Genomic DNA, 18,376 nt, shown 5'->3' with positions numbered 1-18,376 from the left:
AGAGACGACATGATCCGCTTGCTGATTTTCATCGCCCTGGTCTTCGCCGCCGCTCTCGGCATGGCCTGGATCGCCGACCGGCCCGGCCTCGTGACGCTGGACTGGCAGGGCTACCGGATCGAGACCGGGCTGATGACCGCGGCCGTGGCGCTTGCCGTGCTGCTGGCCGTCGGCATCTTCCTGTGGAACCTGGCGTTGTTCCTGATGCGCTCGCCCGGCCTTGTCGGCCGCTTCTTCCGCCGTCGCCGCCGCGACCGCGGCTATGACGCGCTGTCGAAGGGCATGCTGGCGCTGGGCGTGGGCGATGCTACCAGCGCCTCGCGCTATGGCGGGGAGGCCGCCAAGTTGCTCGGCCACGAGCCGTCGACCTCCCTGTTGCTCGCCCAGAGCGCCCAGCTGGCCGGGCGTCACGAGGAGGCGCGCGGCCGCTTCGAGGCGATGCTGGAGGATCCCAGGCTCAAGCCGGTCGGCCTGCACGGGCTTTATGTCGAGGCGGAGCGTGTCGGCGAGCCGGTCGCCGCGCGCCACTATGCCGAGGAAGCGGCGAAGCTGGTTCCGGGCCTTGCCTGGGCCGGCCGCGCGGTGCTCGGCTATCAGGCGGTTGCCGGCGACTGGGCCGATGCGATCCGTTCGCTGGAGCGCAATTACGCGGCCAAGCTCGTCGACAAGAAGACCTTCCGCCGCCACAAGGCGGTGCTGCTGACCGCGCAGGCGCTGGAGCTGGAAGACCGCGATCCGGACCAGGCCAAGGGGCTGGCCTCCGAGGCGCACGGGCTGGCGCCCGACCTGGTGCCGGCAGCGGTCGTCGCGGCGCGGCTCGCCACCCGGCGCGGCGACATCCGCAAGGCGTTGAAGGTGGTGGAGACCACCTGGAAGCTGTCCCCGCATCCCGATCTGGCGGACGCCTATGCCCATGCGCGTACCGGCGATTCGGCGCTCGATCGGCTGAAGCGGATCAAGACCCTGGCCGCGCTGCGCGCCCACAATGCGGAAGGCGCGCTGGCGCTCGCCCGCGCCGCGCTGGAGGCCTCCGACTACACGCTGGCCCGGGCCCAGCTCAAGGCAGCGATGACGCTGGAGCCGACCCGCCGCGCCTTCCTGCTGATGGCGGAGCTGGAGGAAACCCAGCACGGCGACCGCGGCCGGGTGCGCGAGTGGCTGGCACGCGCGGTGCGCGCGCCGGCCGATCCGGCCTGGGTCGCCGACGGCGTCGTCAGCGAGAGCTGGGCGCCCGTGTCGCCGGTCGATGGCCGGCTGGATGCCTTCGTGTGGACCTCGCCGCCGGCCGCCCTCGACCATCAGGACACCTCGCTCGAGGCCTTGGACGAGGCGCTGTTCGAGGCGCTGCCGGCCGTTGCGGCCTCGATCCCGGCCCGGCCGGAGGGGATCGCCGCACTCGATGACGGACCCTTGGTGGAGATGACGAGGGCTGCGCCGAAGCCCGCCGACACCACGCCGGGGGTCGTTGCCGAAACCGAAGAGAAGGGCCCGGAGAAGGCGATTGAAAAGGCGGCAGCGAAGCCTTTGGAGAAGACGCCAGAGACGGCTTCGGAGGCGCCTGGAGCCGAGGCGAAGCCTGCACCCGCTCCTGCCCCGACAGCACAGCCGGCCGAGCCGGTTTCTGCCGACAAGGACCTTTCGGAAAAAGGGACGGCCAAGCCTGCCGTGACGCCCGCAGTGCCTACTGCCGGCAACGGCAAGGAGGCTTCCGCACCGGCCACCGCCACACCGGTCGCAGCCGCAGCTGCCGCGCCGACCAAGAGCGAGGGCGACGCGAAACCGGTGGCGAAGGACGCGAAGGACAAGGACCTGTCGCGGCCGATCGAGTTTCCGCTGAAGCACATGCCCGACGATCCGGGCCCGGATGGCGGCGACGACGAGGAGCCGCCGAAGAAGCCGGGCTACCGCTTCTTCAACTGAGGACGGCGAGAGACCAGAACGAAAAGGGGCGCGGGAAATGATCCCGCGCCCCTTTTCTTTTCGTGTTGTGTCGTCCGTTGTGCGTCAGGCGCCGCGGTTCTGGCGGTTCTCGATCAGGTCGTCGACCACGGCCGGATCGGCCAGCGTCGAGGTGTCGCCGAGGTTTTCGAAGCTGTCCTCGGCGATCTTGCGCAGGATGCGGCGCATGATCTTGCCCGAGCGGGTCTTGGGCAGGCCCGGTGCGAACTGGATCAGGTCGGGCGAGGCGATCGGCCCGATCTCCTGGCGCACCCAGGCGCGCAGTTCCTTGGCGAGCTCCTCGCTCGGCTGCTCGCCGGCCATCAGCGTCACATAGACATAGATGCCCTGGCCTTTGAGATCGTGCGGGTAGCCCACCACCGCGGCCTCGGACACCTTGGGATGGGCGACCAGCGCCGATTCCACCTCGGCGGTGCCCATGCGGTGGCCGGAGACGTTGATGACGTCATCGACGCGGCCGGTGATCCAGTAGTAGCCGTCGGCATCGCGGCGGCAGCCGTCACCGGTGAAATACATCCCCTTGTAGGCGGAGAAGTAGGTCTGCACGAAGCGCTCGTGGTCGCCGTAGACCGTGCGCATCTGGCCCGGCCAGCTGTCGGTGATGACGAGGTTGCCCTCGGCGGCGCCCTCCAGGATCGCGCCTTCCGCATCGACCAGCGCCGGCTGCACGCCGAAGAAGGGGCGCGTCGCCGAGCCGGGCTTCAGCGCCGTGGCGCCGGGCAGCGGCGTGATCAGGATGCCGCCGGTCTCCGTCTGCCACCAGGTGTCGACGATCGGGCAGCGGCTGTCGCCGACATTCTCGTAATACCAGATCCAGGCTTCCGGGTTGATCGGCTCGCCGACCGAGCCGAGGATCCGCAGCGAGGCGCGCGAGGTCTTCTTCACATGGTCGGTGCCGGCGCCCATCAGCGAACGGATCGCCGTCGGCGCGGTGTAGAAGATCGTCACCTTGTGCTTGTCGATCACCTCCCAGAAACGGGCCGGGGAAGGATAGGTCGGGATGCCCTCGAACATCAGCGTCGTCGCGCCGTTGGCGAGCGGGCCGTAGACGATATAGGAGTGGCCGGTCACCCAGCCCACGTCGGCCGTGCACCAGTAGATGTCCTCGTCCTTGCAGTCGAAGACGTATTGGTGGGTCATCGAGGCGTAGACGAGATAGCCGCCGGAGGTGTGCAGCACACCCTTGGGCTGGCCGGTCGAGCCGGAGGTGTAGAGGATGAAGAGCGGGTCTTCCGCGTTCACCTCGGCCGGCGGGCAGGTGTCGGACACGCGCTCGCGCGCCTCGTGGTACCACACGTCGCGGCCGTCCTTCATGGCGACGTTGCCGCCGGTGCGCCGCACGACCAGCACCTTGTCGACCGGCGCCTTGTCGGCGGCCTTGTCGACATTGGCCTTGAGCGGCACCTTGCGCCCGCCGCGCAGCCCCTCGTCGGCGGTGATCACCACCTTGCTCTCGCAGCCGGCGATGCGCTGCGACAGGCTGTCGGGCGAGAAGCCGCCGAAGACCACCGAGTGGACGGCGCCGAGCCGGGCGCAGGCCAGCATCGCATAGGCCGCCTCCGGGATCATCGGCAGGTAGATGGTGACCCTGTCGCCCTTGGCGACGCCGAGATCCTTCAGCACGTTGGCGAAGCGGTTCACCTCGCCGGCAAGCTCCCGGTAGGTGATCACCTTGTGCTCGGACGGGTCGTCGCCTTCCCAGATGATCGCCGGCTTGTCGCCGCGCGTGGCCAGGTGCCGGTCGACGCAATTGGCCGAGACGTTCAGCGTGCCGTCCTCGAACCATTTGATCGAGACGTTGTGCGGGTCGTAGGAGGTGTTCTTGACCCGGGTATAGGGCTTTATCCAGTCGATCCGCTTGCCGTGCTCGGCCCAGAACGCCTCCGGATCGGAAACCGACGCAGCGTACATCTCCTGATATTTTGCATCGTCGATCAGGGCGGATGCGGCAATCGCAGCCGGAACCGGATAGAGATTTTCGGACATACGGATCCTCCCAGTATTTCAAGGCGCGCGCATGACGCGGGCGTGCCGCTCGTTGTCGCCGCGCATTATGGGGATCGCGGCCGGGGCCGTCCACTTTGCTGCAATCGTTCTTTCGTAGGCCGGGCAGGACGTTGCGTCAGCCTTTGCGCCGCATCAGCCCATCAGGCCGAGAACGACGCCCTGAACGATCAGTACCGCCAGCCAGTGGCCGCCGTCGATCAGGGTCAATCCCCATGAGGCGCCCTGGAAACGGTGGTTGACGATGAGGGTGGTGGCGAGAAATCCGGTCCATACCAGCACGGCGGACAGGACGCCGTTGGCGACCGTCATCGGGCCGGCATGGTAGATGATGCCGGCGAAGATCAGCGCCATGACCAACTGGCAAACGAAGCTGCCGATGAACAAGAGCGGGCGCGGCCGGATGGCGGCCTTGTCCAGGCGCGGGGCCCGCATCCAGACCTTCCCGAGCAATCCGTACCACACCGCCCCGGCGGCGAAGGAGGCCACCGCCGCTGCCAGCACGGCGAGAAGATCGATCCCGTCGAACATCATCAGCCTGATCCGTCCCCAATTTTCGCCGTTCAGGCGCTCAGTGTTTCCAGTCCGGCGCTGGCAAGGCCGGCGGCCAGATCCTCCAGCACCTCGCGCCGTTCCGCCGCATGGCCCGCCAGCAGGTGAACCAGCACGGTTCCGTGCGCCTCTTCCGCTGCACGGGACAGCGCACGGGGCAGGGCCGGGCCGCGGCGGATGCCGTCGCGGTCGATCTCGCCGATCCACACCCGGCGGGCGTGGCCGCTCTCCGGGCGCCCCTCGCCGAGACCGATCACCACCACCGCGTTGCGAAAGTCCTCCAGCGCGTCGAGATCGACGCCGGAAAACAGGTAGCGCCGGCCAGAGGCCCCGGTGAGATAGCGGTAACGGTCGCCGAGGCCAAGCGCCTCGGCCGCGCGCGGTGCGCCCGCCTGCGCCGGAACGAGCTCACCCGTCGGCGTCTGCTGTTCCTGTGCCACCGGGGTCTCGACCAGCGATGCGGCGAGCAGGTCCGCCGGTTGGCTGTCGGCATTGCCTGCCGGCTCGGCTGTGTCTGCGTCCCCCGGCAGCATGGCAAAGGGGAGCTGTTCCGCCCTTGCCGATGTGGAATTGGCAGGGACAGGCGGTCGATGCTCCGTTCCGGCAGTCCCGCCGTCAGTCGCGGTCGTGCCGGCCGGCAGGGTTGCAACGGGTCCGGTCATGCCGCGATGATAGAACGTATCGTGAACTCCTGCCAGCACAAATGCGCGCCTGACTGCGCGCCTGTCATGCACGTGCCGCCGGTCCAGGCGTCCTGGCAGATCGCCGGGCTTGCGGGGCGCAGAAATGGTCCGGGAGCAAAGGAATGCGATCCGCGCCGCCAGGGCGGCAAGGACCGGCCGATCTTCAAGAGGAAAGAAAGTGGTGCCGCTGATAGGACTCGAACCTACGACCCCATCATTACGAATGACGTGCTCTACCAACTGAGCTACAGCGGCGTACCAGACCGGGACGAAGTGCCCCGGGGCGTGTGGCGGGTTCCCGCCAGAACCGGCGGCACAGGGCCGGACCGGTTGCCCGCCGGGCGGTCTGTCTTTTCGGCAAGCGTCCCGTTCCGCTTCGGCAGAGCCTCAAGGGCGATGCCACGGGAAGGGTGATGCCGGACGACCGGTCCGTCAGGTGGCGGTGTGATAGCGGACAAGCGGGCGGTGCGCAAGAGGCTTTACGCCCGCCATCCCCGCTTTCGCAGGACCCGTCGGCGTCTGCCTCAGCGCGACAGGTAGGTCGACTTGATCTGGTTGGCGATCGCCTGGAACCGTGCGTTCAGCTCGGCCTCGTTGTCGGCAAGATAGTAGTCGCTGGACGAGGAGGCGCACTGGCTCATGACCTTCTTGGCCTGGGAGTTGCTGCCGATCTGGAAGCCGACGGTGATGATCTTGATCTCGCTCTTCTTGATCGCGTTGCACAACTCGAAGGCACGGTTGGTCGAGTTCGTGCTCTGGTCGGTTCGGGCGATCCAGTCGTAGTTCGTCTTGCCCAGCCTCACCGGTCCGTCGAACCAGGTGTTGAACTCGCCGTCGGTCATCAGCAGCATGTATTTCAGCACGCGCTCGTCCGAATAGGCGGCAGGCTTGCTGTCCGACGGCCACAGCGTCGACCAGTTGGGCGACAGCGTGTACCAGCCCCAGGCGACGCCGGTCTGGCCGGCGGTGTTGCCGCTCGCTGAGAGCCGCGAGATCGTGTAGAGCGGCGTTCCCGCCTTGGACGAGGAGCCGGGATCGAGCGTCAGGGGCACGACCTCGGCATTGGGGCAGACGAAGCCGGAGGAACTGTAGGCCCGCGAGCCGTTCCAGTAATAGCCGCTGTTGTTGCCGGCCCGGGTCGTCCCTGGTCCGACCGAGGCGGTGATGTAGCTGGCATCCGTATAGGCCTGCGCGCCTGTGCGCTCGGAGACGCAATCGGTGTAGGAGCTGCGCGTCGCGTTCGCTCCCTTGGTGGCGAGCGTCGCGCGCGAGGAGCCGATGTTGACGCCGGAGGCATAGGGGACGACGGCGATCCGCACCTTCTCGTTGATCGGGGCGATGTCCGGCGGCACCAGCGTGTTGACGAAGCTCGCAGCGGCATTGCGCAGCGCGGAGATCTTGCTGCCGCCCATCGAGCCGGTGACGTCGAGCACCAGCGTCGCCTCGACGCTCTTCGGGTACACGGCCTCGGCATTGACGGCGACGTTCAGCTCCTTCGGGCCGAATCCTGCGAGATGGATGAAGTAGGTGGGTACGCGAGAGCGTGCCGAGACCTGGATCACCCGCGCTTCGGTATCGATTTTCGGCGCGTCGATGATGATCTCGCTGCCCGCGTTCGAGCCCTTGGTGTTGGCGCCGAAATAGGCCTCGTAATTGGCGTCGAGGTAGGACTGGATCTCTGCCGAGGTCATGTTGCGGATCGACAGCTCGCGGGCCACCGCCAGCATCGCCGCGTCGAGACCGCGGGCAATGCTCTGACGCTGGTTGATGGCGCGGGCGAAGTCGAGACCGGCGCCACCGGCGACGATCGCGAAGATCGCAACGATCGCGAAGAGCGGCAGGATCGCTCCGCTGCGGTCCAGGGCGAAGCGCCGCGCCTGGCGCATGGTGGCACCGAGCTTCTTGCCGGAATTACGAGACAGCATCTTTTCCCACTCCCGTGCCGATGCGGCGGCACGTGCCTTTGTCCGGGACAGTGGCACGAAGGAGCGACCGGTTGGTTAAACCGATCTGCGAAAGACGGGGGTTTCGACGAGTCGGTTGACAAAGGGTAAAAGCGCCGGCCCTGCGGACGGTGTCCGGCGGGGCATGAGCCTGCAGCGAGTGACGGGGGAGCCGATGGGCTCAGGGCTCCAGCTCGGTGTCCCAGTAGAGGAAGTCGAGCCAGCTGTCGTGCAGGTAGTTCGGCGGGAACAGGCGACCGTTGTTGTGCAGGTCCTGGACGGTCGGGGGGAAGGGCAAATGCATCGGCCACATGCTGATATCGGCGCAGGACTTGTTGGCTTTGCGGAGGTTGCAGGGCGAGCAGGCCGTGATCACGTTGTCCCAGGTGGTCTGCCCGCCTTTCGAGCGTGGGACGAGATGGTCGAAGGTCAGTTCCTCCCGCGAGCCGCAATACTGGCATTGGAACCGGTCGCGCAGGAAGACGTTGAAGCGGGTGAAGGCGGGATGGCGGCTCGGCTTTACGTAGCTTTTCAGCGATACGACGCTGGGAAGTCTGAACTCGCTGCTCGGACTTCGGACCGTGATGTCGTATTCGGAGACAATATTGACCCTGTCGAGGAACACGGCCTTCACCGCATCCTGCCACGCCCAGAGCGACAGCGGATAATACGCCAGCGGGCGGTAGTCAGCATTGAGCACCAGGGCCGGGTGAGCACCTGGAGAGACGGCGAGTGTCACACCTTCGCTCCTCATGCCTGCTCGCCGGCCCGGCGAAGGCGCATCGCAACCGCGATTCGCTTCCCCGGCCGGTCGACCGAACGCAGGCATAGTGTAGAGCCACAGTGACAGTCTTGTGAAGCCCGACAAAGCGCATGGCTCGGTCTTCGGCGCCAGGGGCTTGCGGGCAAAAAAAACGCGGGCCCGAAGGCCCGCGTTCATCGTCCCGGCCGGTTCGGCGGCGGCTGTCAGCCGTGCGGCCACTCGCGGATGTCGACGAAATGGCCGGCGATCGCGGCGGCTGCCGCCATGGTCGGCGACACCAGATGGGTGCGGCCCTTGAAGCCCTGGCGGCCCTCGAAATTGCGGTTCGAGGTGGAGGCGCAGCGCTCGCCCGGCGACAGCTTGTCGGCGTTCATGGCAAGGCACATGGAGCAGCCCGGCTCGCGCCAATCGAACCCGGCCTCGCGGAACACCTTGTCGAGGCCTTCGGCCTCGGCCTGGGCCTTCACCAGGCCCGAGCCCGGCACCACCATGGCGTTGACGCTCTCGCGCACCTTCTGGCCGCGGATGACGGAGGCTGCGGCACGCAGGTCCTCGATGCGGCCGTTGGTGCAGGAGCCGATGAACACCCGGTCGACGGCGATGTCGGTGATCGGGGTGCCCGCGGTCAGGCCCATGTACTGCAGCGCGCGGCGCTTGGAGGCGCGGCGGTTCTCGTCCTCGATCTCCTCGGGATCCGGCACCCGGCCGGTCACCGAGATCACGTCCTCGGGGCTGGAGCCCCAGGTGACGATCGGCGGCAGGTTGGCCGCGTCGAGGCGCAGCTCGCTGTCGAAATGGGCGCCCTCGTCGGTGAAGAGATTCTGCCAGTAGGCGACCGCCTTGTCCCAGTCCGCGCCCTTCGGGGCCTTCGGACGACCCTTGATATAGTCGAAGGTCTTCTGGTCGGCGGCGATCAGGCCGGCGCGGGCGCCGCCCTCGATCGACATGTTGCAGACGGTCATGCGGCCTTCCATCGACAGCGCGCGGATCGCCTCGCCGGCATATTCGATGACATGGCCGGTGCCGCCGGCCGTGCCGATCTCGCCGATGATCGCCAGGATGATGTCCTTGGCGGTGACGCCGTCCGGCAGGATGCCGTCGACGGTCACGCGCATGTTCTTCGCCTTCTTCTGGATCAGCGTCTGGGTGGCGAGCACGTGCTCGACCTCCGAGGTGCCGATGCCGTGGGCGAGCGCGCCGAAGGCGCCATGGGTCGAGGTGTGGCTGTCGCCGCAGACGATGGTCATGCCCGGCAGGGTGAAGCCCTGCTCGGGGCCGACGATGTGGACGATGCCCTGGCGCAGGTCCGTCTCGCTGTAATATTCGACGCCGAACTCGGCGGCATTCTTCGCCAGCGTGTCGACCTGCAGGGCGGACTCGGGATCGTCGATGCCGTGGCTGCGGTCGGTGGTCGGCACGTTGTGGTCGACCACGGCCAGCGTGCGCTGCGGCTGGCGGACCTTGCGGCCGGTCATGCGCAGGCCCTCGAAGGCCTGCGGGCTGGTGACCTCATGCACCAGGTGGCGGTCGATATAGAGCAGGACGGTGCCGTCCTCCTGGGTCTCGACCACGTGGTCGTCCCAGATCTTGTCGTAGAGCGTGCGCGGAGCGTTCATCTGTCTCTCCTGATATTCTGAAGGTCCTGGACGGGGCTGTCGGGCCTCCGGCCGGGTGCCGCATGAGGTGCGGCGAATGGCGGATTTCGAAGAAAGGGGCCTGGCCTCTCAGCCGGCGGCACTCCCGGCCGGCGCGAGGCCGGCGGTAAGGCCGGGATCACCGGGGGAGGCGAAGAGGGCGTGAAAGCGCGCGGGCAGGCGGCGACGGTCGCCGATCTCGATACGCTGCCAGCGGCGGGTGCGGGTCGGGCGCGGACGCGTGCAGGCCTTCGCAATCCGGACGGTGCCGCCCGGCTGCAATGTCCTGCCGCGCGGCGGCGCGGGCGTCCTGTCACACGATGCGACCGGCATGGTCTCCAGCGGCTCCAGCTTCCGACGCTGCCGGGTCCCTCTCCGCCTGCGGCGGGCGGCCGGCATGTCGATCGACAACGGGCCACATCGCAAGGAGGCGCCGGCTCCTGCGAGCCGCGCCTGCCGTTGTCATGCCCGTTCCCTTTCATTTGCGCCGATTGCCTTGCCGGGTCAAGGCCGCAGTTGCCTGCGGGGGGCTCGCCCGGCACGCCGGCGCGGCGGCGTCAGCGCATCAGGCCGGGAAGCAGCAGCACCAGCGAGGGCACGGCGACGATCAGCGCCAGGCGGACGATATCGGCCAGGATGAACGGCACGATGCCGCGGAAGATCCGGCCGAGCGGCACGTCCGGCATCACCGTCTTCAGCACGAAGACGTTGAGGCCGACCGGCGGTGTGATCAGGCTGATTTCGGTGACCACCACGACGACGATGCCGAACCAGACGAGATCGTAGCCGAGGGCCGCCATCATCGGTGCGAAGATCGGCACGGTGAGCAGCACCATGGACAGGCTTTCCAGCACCATGCCGAGGCAGAGATAGACGCCGAGCACGGCGAGCAGGATCGCCCAGGGCGGCAGGTCGGAGGCGGCCGCCATGCCCGAGAGCGCCGCCGGCAGACCGGCGATGTTGACGAAGTTGGAGAAGATCAGCGCGCCGATCAGCACCATGAACATCATCGTCGTGGTGGCGGCCGTATCGCTCAGCGTCTCCAGCAGGGTGGCGAGGGTCAGCCGGCGGCGGGCCAGCGCGATCACGAAGGCGCCGCTGGCGCCGATGCCGGCGGCCTCCGTTGCGGTGAAGATGCCGGCATAGATGCCGCCGATCACCAGCGCGAACAGGGCGGTGATGCCGGCAACGCCGGCAAGCGCGCGGAAGCGCTCGCGATAGGGCAGGCGCTCGGCCGGCGGGCCGGCTTCGGGGCGCCGCCAGCAGACCAGCCAGACGGCGGCCATGTAGCCGAGGATGCCGAGAATGCCGGGAATGATGCCGGCGATGAACAGCTTGGCGATGTCCTGCTGGGCGGTGACGCCGTAGAGTACCAGGATCACGGAGGGCGGGATCAGGATGCCGAGCGTGCCGCCGGCCGCGATCACCCCGCTCGCCAGCCCGTCGTCGTACTTGTAGCGGCGCATCTGCGGCAGGGCGACCTTGCCCATGGTCGCGGCGGTGGCGAGCGAAGAGCCGCAGACCGCGGAGAAGCCGCCGCAGGCAACGGCGGTCGCCATGGCAAGGCCGCCGCGGCGATGGCCGAGCCAGGCGTGGCAGGCGGCGTAGAGCTCGTCGGAGAGGCCTGCTCGGGTGACGAGATTGCCCATCAGCACGAAGAGCGGCACCACCGACAGCGGGTAGGAAAGGCCGGTGTCGAACGTGGTCTGTCCGACCATCGCCATGGCCGGGGCGAAGCCGAGGATCATCGTCAGGCCGAGGCCGCCGACGGCGGCCATGGCGACGGCGATCGGCACGCCCGCGAACATCACGACGACGAGAATGACGAGGCCGGGAAGCCAGGTTTCCATGGTCTTGCGAAGGTCCCTCGGGGAGGTGGACGAGGCGGCCCGCTCAGGGCTGCCGGCGCAGGATGAGAACGGCGGCGACGAGCGCGGAAATCCCGGCCAGCACCGCCATGGCGACGGCGACGGGCCCGAGCGGGATGCCCAGATAGACCGTGGCATCGCCATAGGAGCTGTAGTCGCGGCCCAGAAGCGCCAGCCGCCAGGCAAACACCGCCAGCACGCCGGCGGTCACTGCCAGCGCTGCCCGGGCAAGACCCTGCCGGAGACGGCCCGGAAGCCGGCCGGTGAGAAGGTCGACAGTGACATGCTCCCGCCGTGCGGTGACGATCGGCAGGCCGACGAAGACGACGAGCGCCAGCAGCACCTCGGTCAGCTCGAAGGCGCCGGGCAGCGGACTGTTGAACACGTAGCGGCCGATGACGTCGACGAAGGTCACCGCCATCATCACCAGCAGCAGCAGCGCGGCGACGAGCTGGAGGAGGCGCGTCGCCGCGGCGAGCGGCCGGAAGGGGCTGGCGCCCCCGCCGGTCGCGCCGTCGCGGGGTTCGCCGGTCATTTCGCCGCGGCGATCTCGGCCTTGAGCATGTCGATGGCCGCCTGGCCATCGATGCCGGCGGCGGAGGCCGCGTCGAGGAAGCCCTTCTCGACACCGGCGAGCTTCTCGGCGATGGCGGCGGTCATGGCCTCGTCGGCGGTGGTCTGGGCGACGCCCTTGTCCTCCATCACCTTGACGCCGGCCGCGTCGGCCGCGTCCCAGGCCTGGCCGGCCATGCGGGCCATGGCTTCGCCCGACACGCTGTCGATGGCGGCCTTGTCCTCATCCGACAGCTTGTCCCAGGCGCCGCGGTTCATCACCACGAAGAATGAGGTGTTGTAGAGGCCGCCCGGCACGGAGACGCCGTTGCGGATGACTTCGTCGATGCGGAAGAAGGGCACGGACTCCGGCGGGAACAGGATGCCGTCGGCGACGCCGTTGGCGAGGATCTCGTAGACCTGCGGCGAGGGGGCCTGCACGCCGACCATGCCGAGCCGCGAGGCGATCTCGGCAACGATGCCGCCGCCGATGCGCATCTTCAGGCCGGCAAGGTCGTCGACCGAGGCGACCTTCTTGGTGGTCGTGTAGATGCCGCCGGGACCATGGGTGAAGACGGTGAGCAGCTTGACGCCCTCATGCTCGTCGGCCTTGGAGAGCATCGCCTCCTGCACCTTCCAGTAGGCGACGGACAGCGCCTCGGCGCTATCGGACAGGAACGGCCCCTCGACCAGCGGCGTCAGCTTGAAGCGGCCGGGCGTGTAGCCATGCACGCCATAGCCGACATCGGCCGCGCCCGAGCGGATCAGGTCGAACTGTGCCGGCGGCTTGCCGATCGGCGCGGCCATGATCTCGACCTTGACGCGTCCGTCGGTCGCCTTGGCCACCTGCTCGCCCCAGGGGGCCAGGATGTCCTTGACGATGGGGTGGGACGGCGGCAGCCAGTTGGACACGCGCAAGGTGGTCTCGGCGGAGGCGGCAGTGGCGAGGCCAAGTGCCGCGACCGCGGTCAGCATCCCGATGAATTTCCGCATTTCAGTCCCCTCTGTCTGGTTCTTGTTCCGGTCAGGCGCTTTGCTTCTTGCCGGACGCATTGAGCGCATCCTCGGCTATTTTCCTGACCCTTTCCAGCTGGATCTTGCCGAGCGCATTGCGCGGCAGCTCCTGCGTGAAGACGACGGATTTCGGGTGCTTGTAGCGCGCCAGACGTCCGTCGAACCCTGCCAGCACCGCCTCGGCGGTGACCTCCCGGCCGGGTTCCGCAACCACCACCGCCACGGGGCTTTCGCCCCAGCGCGGATCGGAAATGCCGACCACTGCGGCCTCCCTCAAGTCGGCGATCTCGCCGAGCACCCGCTCCAGCTCGGCCGGATAGATGTTCTCGCCGCCGGAGATGATGACGTTCTTCAAGCGGTCCTTGAACCAGAAGACGCCGGCCTCGTCGCAAAGGGCAAGGTCCCCGGTGCGGAACCAGCCGCCGCGGAACGTGTCGGCCGTTGCCGTCTCGTTGTTCCAGTAGCCTTGCGTGATGTTGCCGCCCTTCAGCTCGATCTCGCCGATCTCGCCGGGGCGGGCGTCGCGCTCGCCGATGCGGATGCGCGCCTTCGTATGCAGGCCGGGCCGGCCGATGGCGCCGAATTCCGGGACAACGTTCTCGCGGCGCTGGTAGATCGCGACCGGTCCGGTCTCGGTCGCGCCATAGACCTGCAGCACCGGCACGCCGCGGTCGACGAAGGCGCGCATCAGGGCGTGCGGCACGTCGGAAGAACCGGTCGCGACAAGGCGCAGGGAGGAAAGGTCCGCCGTCTCCCACTCGGGATGGGCGATCAGTGCGGCGAGCGTTGCCGGCACCAGCACGGTGAGGTCGGGGCGCTGGTCGCGGATCGCGGCGAGCGTCGCGCCGGGGTGGAAGCGGTCGTGCAGGATCACCGTCGCCCCGGCATAGAGCGCCGGCGTCGTCTGGATGTTGAGCCCGCCGACATGGAACATCGGCAGCACCGTCAGGACCGTGTCAGTGGCGGTGATCTCCTGCATGTGCAGGGCGTTCAGCGCGTTGGCCTCGACGGCGGCCTGGGTCAGCACGGCGCCCTTCGGCCGGCCGGTCGTGCCGGAGGTGTAGACGATCAGCAGGGGATCCTGCGCCGTGCCGTCTCCCTCGTCATGGCCGAGCGGCGCGTCATCCCTCGCCTGGTGGGCGAGCCCGCCCGTTGCCGGGTCGGCCAATAACTGCTCGGGAAGCGGGGAGAGAGTCGCCATCGCGGCAAGGGTGGCCGCGAAATCGGGCTGGTGCACCAGGAGCCTTGCGCCGCTGTCAGCGAGGGCGTGCGAGAGCTCGGGCGGGGCAAGGCGCCAGTTCAGCGGTACGACGATGGCGCCGATCCGGGCGGCGGCGAAAGTCAGCAGCAGCTGGTCGGGCGAATTGGTGCCGAGATACGCGATCCGCTCGCCGCGCTTGATGCCGTGGCGGGCCACAAGCGCGCCGGCCAGCCGGCCGATGCGGTCGGCGAGAGCGGCGTAGTCGATCCGCTCGTCGCCGAAGACCAGCGCCGTCTTTCCCGGGGTGAAGCGCGCATGCGCCTCGATCCAGTGGTCGATCGACGTCACTCGTCGGTTTCTCCCGGCAGGTAGAGGCTTTCCCGGCCGATCCGGTCGAGGCAGATCTCGGCGGTCCAGGGCAGCATCAGGGCGCCGCAGCGGCTGTCGCGGAACAGGCGCTCCAGCGGCAGGGACTTCAGCATCGACTGGCCGCCGCAGGTGCGGATGGCGAGCTGGCAGATCTCGTTGGCGTTCTCCATCACCGTGTAATGGGCCGCCCAGGCGCGCAGCATCTGCTCGCGCGAGGGATCGGGACCGGCCTCGGTGATCGCATGGAACCACAGGGCCTTGGTCTGCTCCAGCATCAGGTGCATCTGGGCGACGCCCATCTGCTTGGTGGGGAACATGCGCCGCTTGACCGGCGGCAGGCCCGGCCATTCGCCGCGCAGGTATTTCACGGTGAAGTCGAAGGCCGCCTGGGCGATGCCCATATAGGTCGGCGACAGGGTCATGAACATGTGCGGCCAGCGGCTGGCCGCCTGGTAGTAGACGCCGCGCGGCATCAGGGACTCGTCCTCGGAGACGAAGACATCCTTGAACAGCAGGGTGCGCGAAACGGTGCCGCGCATGCCGAGCGGATCCCACGGGCCGACCACCTCGACGCCCTCGGCCGTCGCCGGCACGGCGATATACATCGTGTCGCGGCGCGAGGGGCGCTCGCCCTCCTTCATCTCGCCGCAGAGGATACCGTAATAATCGGCATGGCCGGACAGGGAGGCGAAGATCTTCTTGCCGTTGATGATCCAGCCGCCGTCGACCTTGCGGGCGGAGGTGGAAAAGGGCGCGGCACCGGCCGCGGCGGCGCCGCCTTCCGAGAAGGGCTGGGAGTAGATAGCCCCGTCTTCCAGGATGCGCTTATAGTGGACGGCACGGCGCTGGCGATGCAGCTCGCGCTCGCCGGCCTCGATTTCCAGGTCGTCGGTCAGCGCGCCGGTCCACAGGCAGGAACAGACATGCATGTTCCAGGTCAGGGCCGTCGCGCCGCAATAGCGACCGATCTCGGCCGCCGTCATCATGTAGGTGCGGAACGGTGCGCCGTGGCCGCCGTCCTCCTTGGGCACGCAGATGCCGAGCAGGCCGGTCTCGTGCATGTCGCGGTAGTTCTGCGTCGGAAACACCGCGTCGCGGTCGATGGCCTCGGCGCGCGGAGCGAAGCGGGACTTGGCCACCCGGCGGGCGAGGGCGGTCAGTTCCTCCTCCTGCTCGGTCAGGCGGAAGGCCTTGGGATCGAAGATCGGCTTGTCCATGTCGAGCGTCTCGAGATCGGCGACGGTCATCGGCCTGCTCCCTCTTGCGGCGGTGTGGTCTCGGTCTGTTTCAGGAAGTCGCGGAGCGCGGCCTCGAAGGCTTGCGGGCATTCCAGCGGGGCCAGATGGCCGGTGCCGGGCAGCTCCACGTAGCGGGCATCGCGCAGCTTCTCGCCCATCCGGCGCATGGTCGGGGCCGGGGCATTGCGGTCGACCTCGCCGGCGACGAGCAGCACCGGCACGGCGATGTCGGCCAGCGTGTCGCGCGCATCGAAGGTAGCAAGGCAGCGGATCGCCTCGCGATAGGTAGCCTCCGGGACCCGGCTCATGGCGGCGGTGGCCACTGGTACGGCGGCCGGGTCGCAGGCCGGTCCGACGAGATCCGGCACGAATTCGCGGGCCAGCTCGGGGATCGTCCGTCCGGCATCGAGCGGGGCCAGCCGCTCGGCGACGAAGCGCTTCTGGAACTCGCCGTCGCGGCTGCCGAAGGCGGCGGTGGTGGCGGACAGAACCAGGGTGCGCACGCGGTTCGGATGGCGGGCGACGAAGTCCTGGGCCAGCATGCCGCCGATCGAGTGCCCGAGCAGGTCGACCTGGTCGAGCCCGAGCCGGTCGAGAAAGGCGAGCAGGGCCGCAGACAAGGCCGGGAAGGTCATCGGCGACAGCAGCGCGGTGCTGCCGTAGCCGGGAAGGTTCCAGCCGATGGTGTCGTGGTCCCGGCCGAGCCCCTCGATCTGCGGCGCAAACATCTCCGCGCCGGCGCCGATGCCGTGCAGCAGCACGACGGCGCGTTCGCCCCCGGTCCTGCGGATGTGGTCGGGCCGGCTCATCGCAGCGCCTCGATCAGCTCGCCGTCCACCACCACCGGTTCGCCGTCGAGCGCGATGGTGCAGCCGCGCACCGGGATGTCGAAATGACCCTTGGTGAAGCGGCCGGCGAACTCGTTGGCCCCGGTCGAGAACAGGAAATTGCCCGAATAGGCGCGCACTTCCGTTCCGTTGGTCTCGCGCTGGTCGTACATGGTCAGCGCCTCGTAGCGTGCCCCGGCATTCATGCCGAAGCCGACATGGGCGACGGCATAGGCCTCCTTGTCGCCCCAGGCGGCGAGATAGCGGCGGGTCAGCTCGGCATCCGTACCTTCGCCCTCGATCGCCGTCACGTAGTCGTCGACAATGGTGAGGCGGACCGGGCGCTCGAGATAGCGCTTGAAGGTCAGGTTGATGTCGCCGGCATCCAGCACCAATGTGCCGTTGACGCTGTGGGCGGCGGGAAAGCTGACGACGAGGCCGGCCGGCCAGTGGGCGACGGAGCCCGGCCGGTCGCACCAGCCCCAAACGCCGACGGTCGAGGCGCCTTTCATGGCGACCTTGAGGTCCGTGCCGGCGGCGGAGGTGACAGTCATCTCGGTCGCCACACGGATGCGGGAGACGGCCTCTCGCACCCGGTCCTTGTCGCGTGGCTGCGGCAGCAGGCGCTCAAGCGCGTCCGGATGTTCGTTTGAAATCATCAACATGCGGGCGCCGCCCGCGATGATGCGCGGAAGCTCCGGCGCGTGCAGCAGGCCTTCGACCGTCAGGTCGACGACAAGGCCGCTGGCGGCAAGGGCGGCAATCGCCGCGTCCTGTCCGGTGAGCGCGGCCGACGCGCCGGTCGAGCGCACCGGCACCGGCGCATCCTGCGGGGGCGTCGGCACGACCACGTGAAAGGGTCGGGCGCCGAGGCGCAGCAGGGCGAGTTCCGCGATGTGGACGTTGAGGGCGCGCGACTGGGTTTCGGAGAGGATTGCGACACTCTCCCCCGGCGCGACCTTGCAGAGGGTGAAGACGGCCGCGAAGGCGTCGATCCACTTTCCCTCGATCCTGTCGGCGAGCATCAGATCCTCCTCCCGATCCGCCCCGGCCCATCGCTTCGCGCCGATGTCCGGCACGGCCAGATCCGTGCCGTCCGACGTTTTGTTGCGCCGGGCGGGCAATTTTCGCAGCAAGCGAAAAGAACTTGGAGGAGCGTAGCAATTTCGTTATTGTATGAAAAGGAATATTTTTAGGCATGAACTTGTTGCCGGCGGCGGGTCGCCGGCATTCCGCAAGCCGAAGGCACGAGGACGGGCCATGATGAGCGATCACCGCAGCTTCCGCAGCGCCCTCGGGCGGTTCGTCACCGGCGTCACCATCGTCACCACGCTGGACGAGGCCGGCCGGCCGGTCGGGCTGACGGCCAATTCCTTCAACTCGGTCTCGCTCGACCCGCCGATGGTGCTGTGGAGTCTCGCCCGAAAATCGCAGAATCTCGCCGTTTTCGAGCGGTCCCGGCACTATGCGGTCAACATCCTGGCGTCCGATCAGCAGGCGCTGTCCGACCGGTTCGCGCGGCCGGTGGAGGACCGTTTCGCTGGAGTTTCGTGGCAGCCGGGGCAGTGCGGCGTGCCCGTGCTGGCGGGGGTAACCGCCGTGTTCGAGTGCCTCAACGCGACCCGGGTGGAGGGCGGCGACCACCTGGTTTTCCTCGGGCGGGTCGAGGCCTTCGACCATGCGGACCGCGAGCCGCTGCTCTATCATTCGGGGCGCTACGCGACCCCGAGCTATGCCGGCCCGTCGGCCGCCCTGCCCGAATGAGAGGC

At 68.3% G+C, this 18,376-nt stretch carries 16 protein-coding genes and 1 tRNA gene; 2 read left to right on the top strand and 15 right to left on the bottom strand.

Features of this window, described 5'->3' with window-relative positions; translation table 11 throughout:
* The first annotated feature begins 9 nt into the window (after positions 1 to 9).
* Positions 10 to 1,920, top strand: a complete 1,911-nt coding sequence (locus GH266_RS12100) for a heme biosynthesis protein HemY (protein ID WP_158194132.1) — start codon at positions 10 to 12, stop codon at positions 1,918 to 1,920.
* An 84-nt stretch (positions 1,921 to 2,004) separates the two neighbouring features.
* Here the strand turns inward: GH266_RS12100 and acs are convergent, their stop codons facing one another.
* The 15 genes from acs to GH266_RS12025 all read right to left on the bottom strand — a co-directional run bounded on the left by acs (position 2,005) and on the right by GH266_RS12025 (position 17,632).
* Positions 2,005 to 3,945 (bottom strand): acetate--CoA ligase, encoded by a 1,941-nt coding sequence (gene acs / locus GH266_RS12095; protein ID WP_158194131.1) that lies wholly within the window; start codon positions 3,943 to 3,945, stop codon positions 2,005 to 2,007.
* A 153-nt stretch (positions 3,946 to 4,098) separates the two neighbouring features.
* Positions 4,099 to 4,497 (bottom strand): DUF1761 domain-containing protein, encoded by a 399-nt coding sequence (locus GH266_RS12090; protein ID WP_158194130.1) that lies wholly within the window; start codon positions 4,495 to 4,497, stop codon positions 4,099 to 4,101.
* A gap of 29 nt (positions 4,498 to 4,526) precedes the next feature.
* The gene (locus GH266_RS12085) at positions 4,527 to 5,048 is read right to left on the bottom strand and encodes a hypothetical protein (RefSeq protein WP_158194129.1); all 522 of its coding nucleotides are present in this window, start codon (positions 5,046 to 5,048) and stop codon (positions 4,527 to 4,529) included.
* A gap of 329 nt (positions 5,049 to 5,377) precedes the next feature.
* A tRNA-Thr gene (locus tag GH266_RS12080) sits at positions 5,378 to 5,453 on the bottom strand.
* A gap of 269 nt (positions 5,454 to 5,722) precedes the next feature.
* The gene (locus GH266_RS12075; RefSeq protein ID WP_158194128.1) at positions 5,723 to 7,123 is read right to left on the bottom strand and encodes a TadE/TadG family type IV pilus assembly protein; all 1,401 of its coding nucleotides are present in this window, start codon (positions 7,121 to 7,123) and stop codon (positions 5,723 to 5,725) included.
* Positions 7,124 to 7,322: 199 nt separating this feature from the next.
* Complete coding sequence (locus GH266_RS12070; RefSeq protein ID WP_158194127.1) at positions 7,323 to 7,880, bottom strand: HNH endonuclease; 558 nt, start codon at positions 7,878 to 7,880, stop codon at positions 7,323 to 7,325.
* Between the two features lie 227 nt (positions 7,881 to 8,107).
* Positions 8,108 to 9,520: a 3-isopropylmalate dehydratase large subunit gene (leuC, locus tag GH266_RS12065; RefSeq protein WP_158194126.1), complete on the bottom strand. Its 1,413-nt coding sequence runs from the start codon at positions 9,518 to 9,520 to the stop codon at positions 8,108 to 8,110.
* A gap of 108 nt (positions 9,521 to 9,628) precedes the next feature.
* Positions 9,629 to 9,949, bottom strand: a complete 321-nt coding sequence (locus GH266_RS12060) for a hypothetical protein (protein WP_158194125.1) — start codon at positions 9,947 to 9,949, stop codon at positions 9,629 to 9,631.
* A 146-nt stretch (positions 9,950 to 10,095) separates the two neighbouring features.
* The gene (locus tag GH266_RS12055) at positions 10,096 to 11,388 is read right to left on the bottom strand and encodes a TRAP transporter large permease (protein ID WP_158194124.1); all 1,293 of its coding nucleotides are present in this window, start codon (positions 11,386 to 11,388) and stop codon (positions 10,096 to 10,098) included.
* 43 nt (positions 11,389 to 11,431) lie between these two features.
* Positions 11,432 to 11,941: a TRAP transporter small permease gene (locus GH266_RS12050; RefSeq protein WP_158194123.1), complete on the bottom strand. Its 510-nt coding sequence runs from the start codon at positions 11,939 to 11,941 to the stop codon at positions 11,432 to 11,434.
* The gene (locus GH266_RS12045) at positions 11,938 to 12,951 is read right to left on the bottom strand and encodes a TRAP transporter substrate-binding protein (protein WP_158194122.1); all 1,014 of its coding nucleotides are present in this window, start codon (positions 12,949 to 12,951) and stop codon (positions 11,938 to 11,940) included. The genes GH266_RS12050 and GH266_RS12045 overlap by 4 nt, the downstream gene beginning before the upstream one ends.
* A gap of 31 nt (positions 12,952 to 12,982) precedes the next feature.
* A complete protein-coding gene (locus GH266_RS12040; RefSeq protein WP_199270303.1) occupies positions 12,983 to 14,521 on the bottom strand; it encodes a class I adenylate-forming enzyme family protein in 1,539 nt (512 codons plus the stop codon).
* Positions 14,518 to 15,789 (bottom strand): acyl-CoA dehydrogenase family protein, encoded by a 1,272-nt coding sequence (locus tag GH266_RS12035; protein WP_158194121.1) that lies wholly within the window; start codon positions 15,787 to 15,789, stop codon positions 14,518 to 14,520. The genes GH266_RS12040 and GH266_RS12035 overlap by 4 nt, the downstream gene beginning before the upstream one ends.
* The gene (locus GH266_RS12030; RefSeq protein WP_158194120.1) at positions 15,786 to 16,589 is read right to left on the bottom strand and encodes an alpha/beta fold hydrolase; all 804 of its coding nucleotides are present in this window, start codon (positions 16,587 to 16,589) and stop codon (positions 15,786 to 15,788) included. The genes GH266_RS12035 and GH266_RS12030 overlap by 4 nt, the downstream gene beginning before the upstream one ends.
* On the bottom strand, positions 16,586 to 17,632 hold the full coding sequence (locus GH266_RS12025) for a 2,5-dihydroxypyridine 5,6-dioxygenase NicX family protein (RefSeq protein ID WP_158194119.1): 1,047 nt from the start codon (positions 17,630 to 17,632) through the stop codon (positions 16,586 to 16,588). Before GH266_RS12025 ends, GH266_RS12030 begins: the two co-directional genes overlap by 4 nt.
* A gap of 238 nt (positions 17,633 to 17,870) precedes the next feature.
* Between GH266_RS12025 and GH266_RS12020 the strand changes: the two genes are divergently transcribed.
* The gene (locus tag GH266_RS12020; RefSeq protein WP_158194118.1) at positions 17,871 to 18,371 is read left to right on the top strand and encodes a flavin reductase family protein; all 501 of its coding nucleotides are present in this window, start codon (positions 17,871 to 17,873) and stop codon (positions 18,369 to 18,371) included.
* Positions 18,372 to 18,376: the final 5 nt, after the last annotated feature.

This window comes from Stappia indica (genome assembly GCF_009789575.1).
Taxonomy (GTDB): Bacteria; Pseudomonadota; Alphaproteobacteria; order Rhizobiales; family Stappiaceae; genus Stappia; species Stappia indica_A.
Note: the sequence above shows the minus strand (reverse complement) of the source record. Positions and strands in the feature narration are given on the sequence as shown.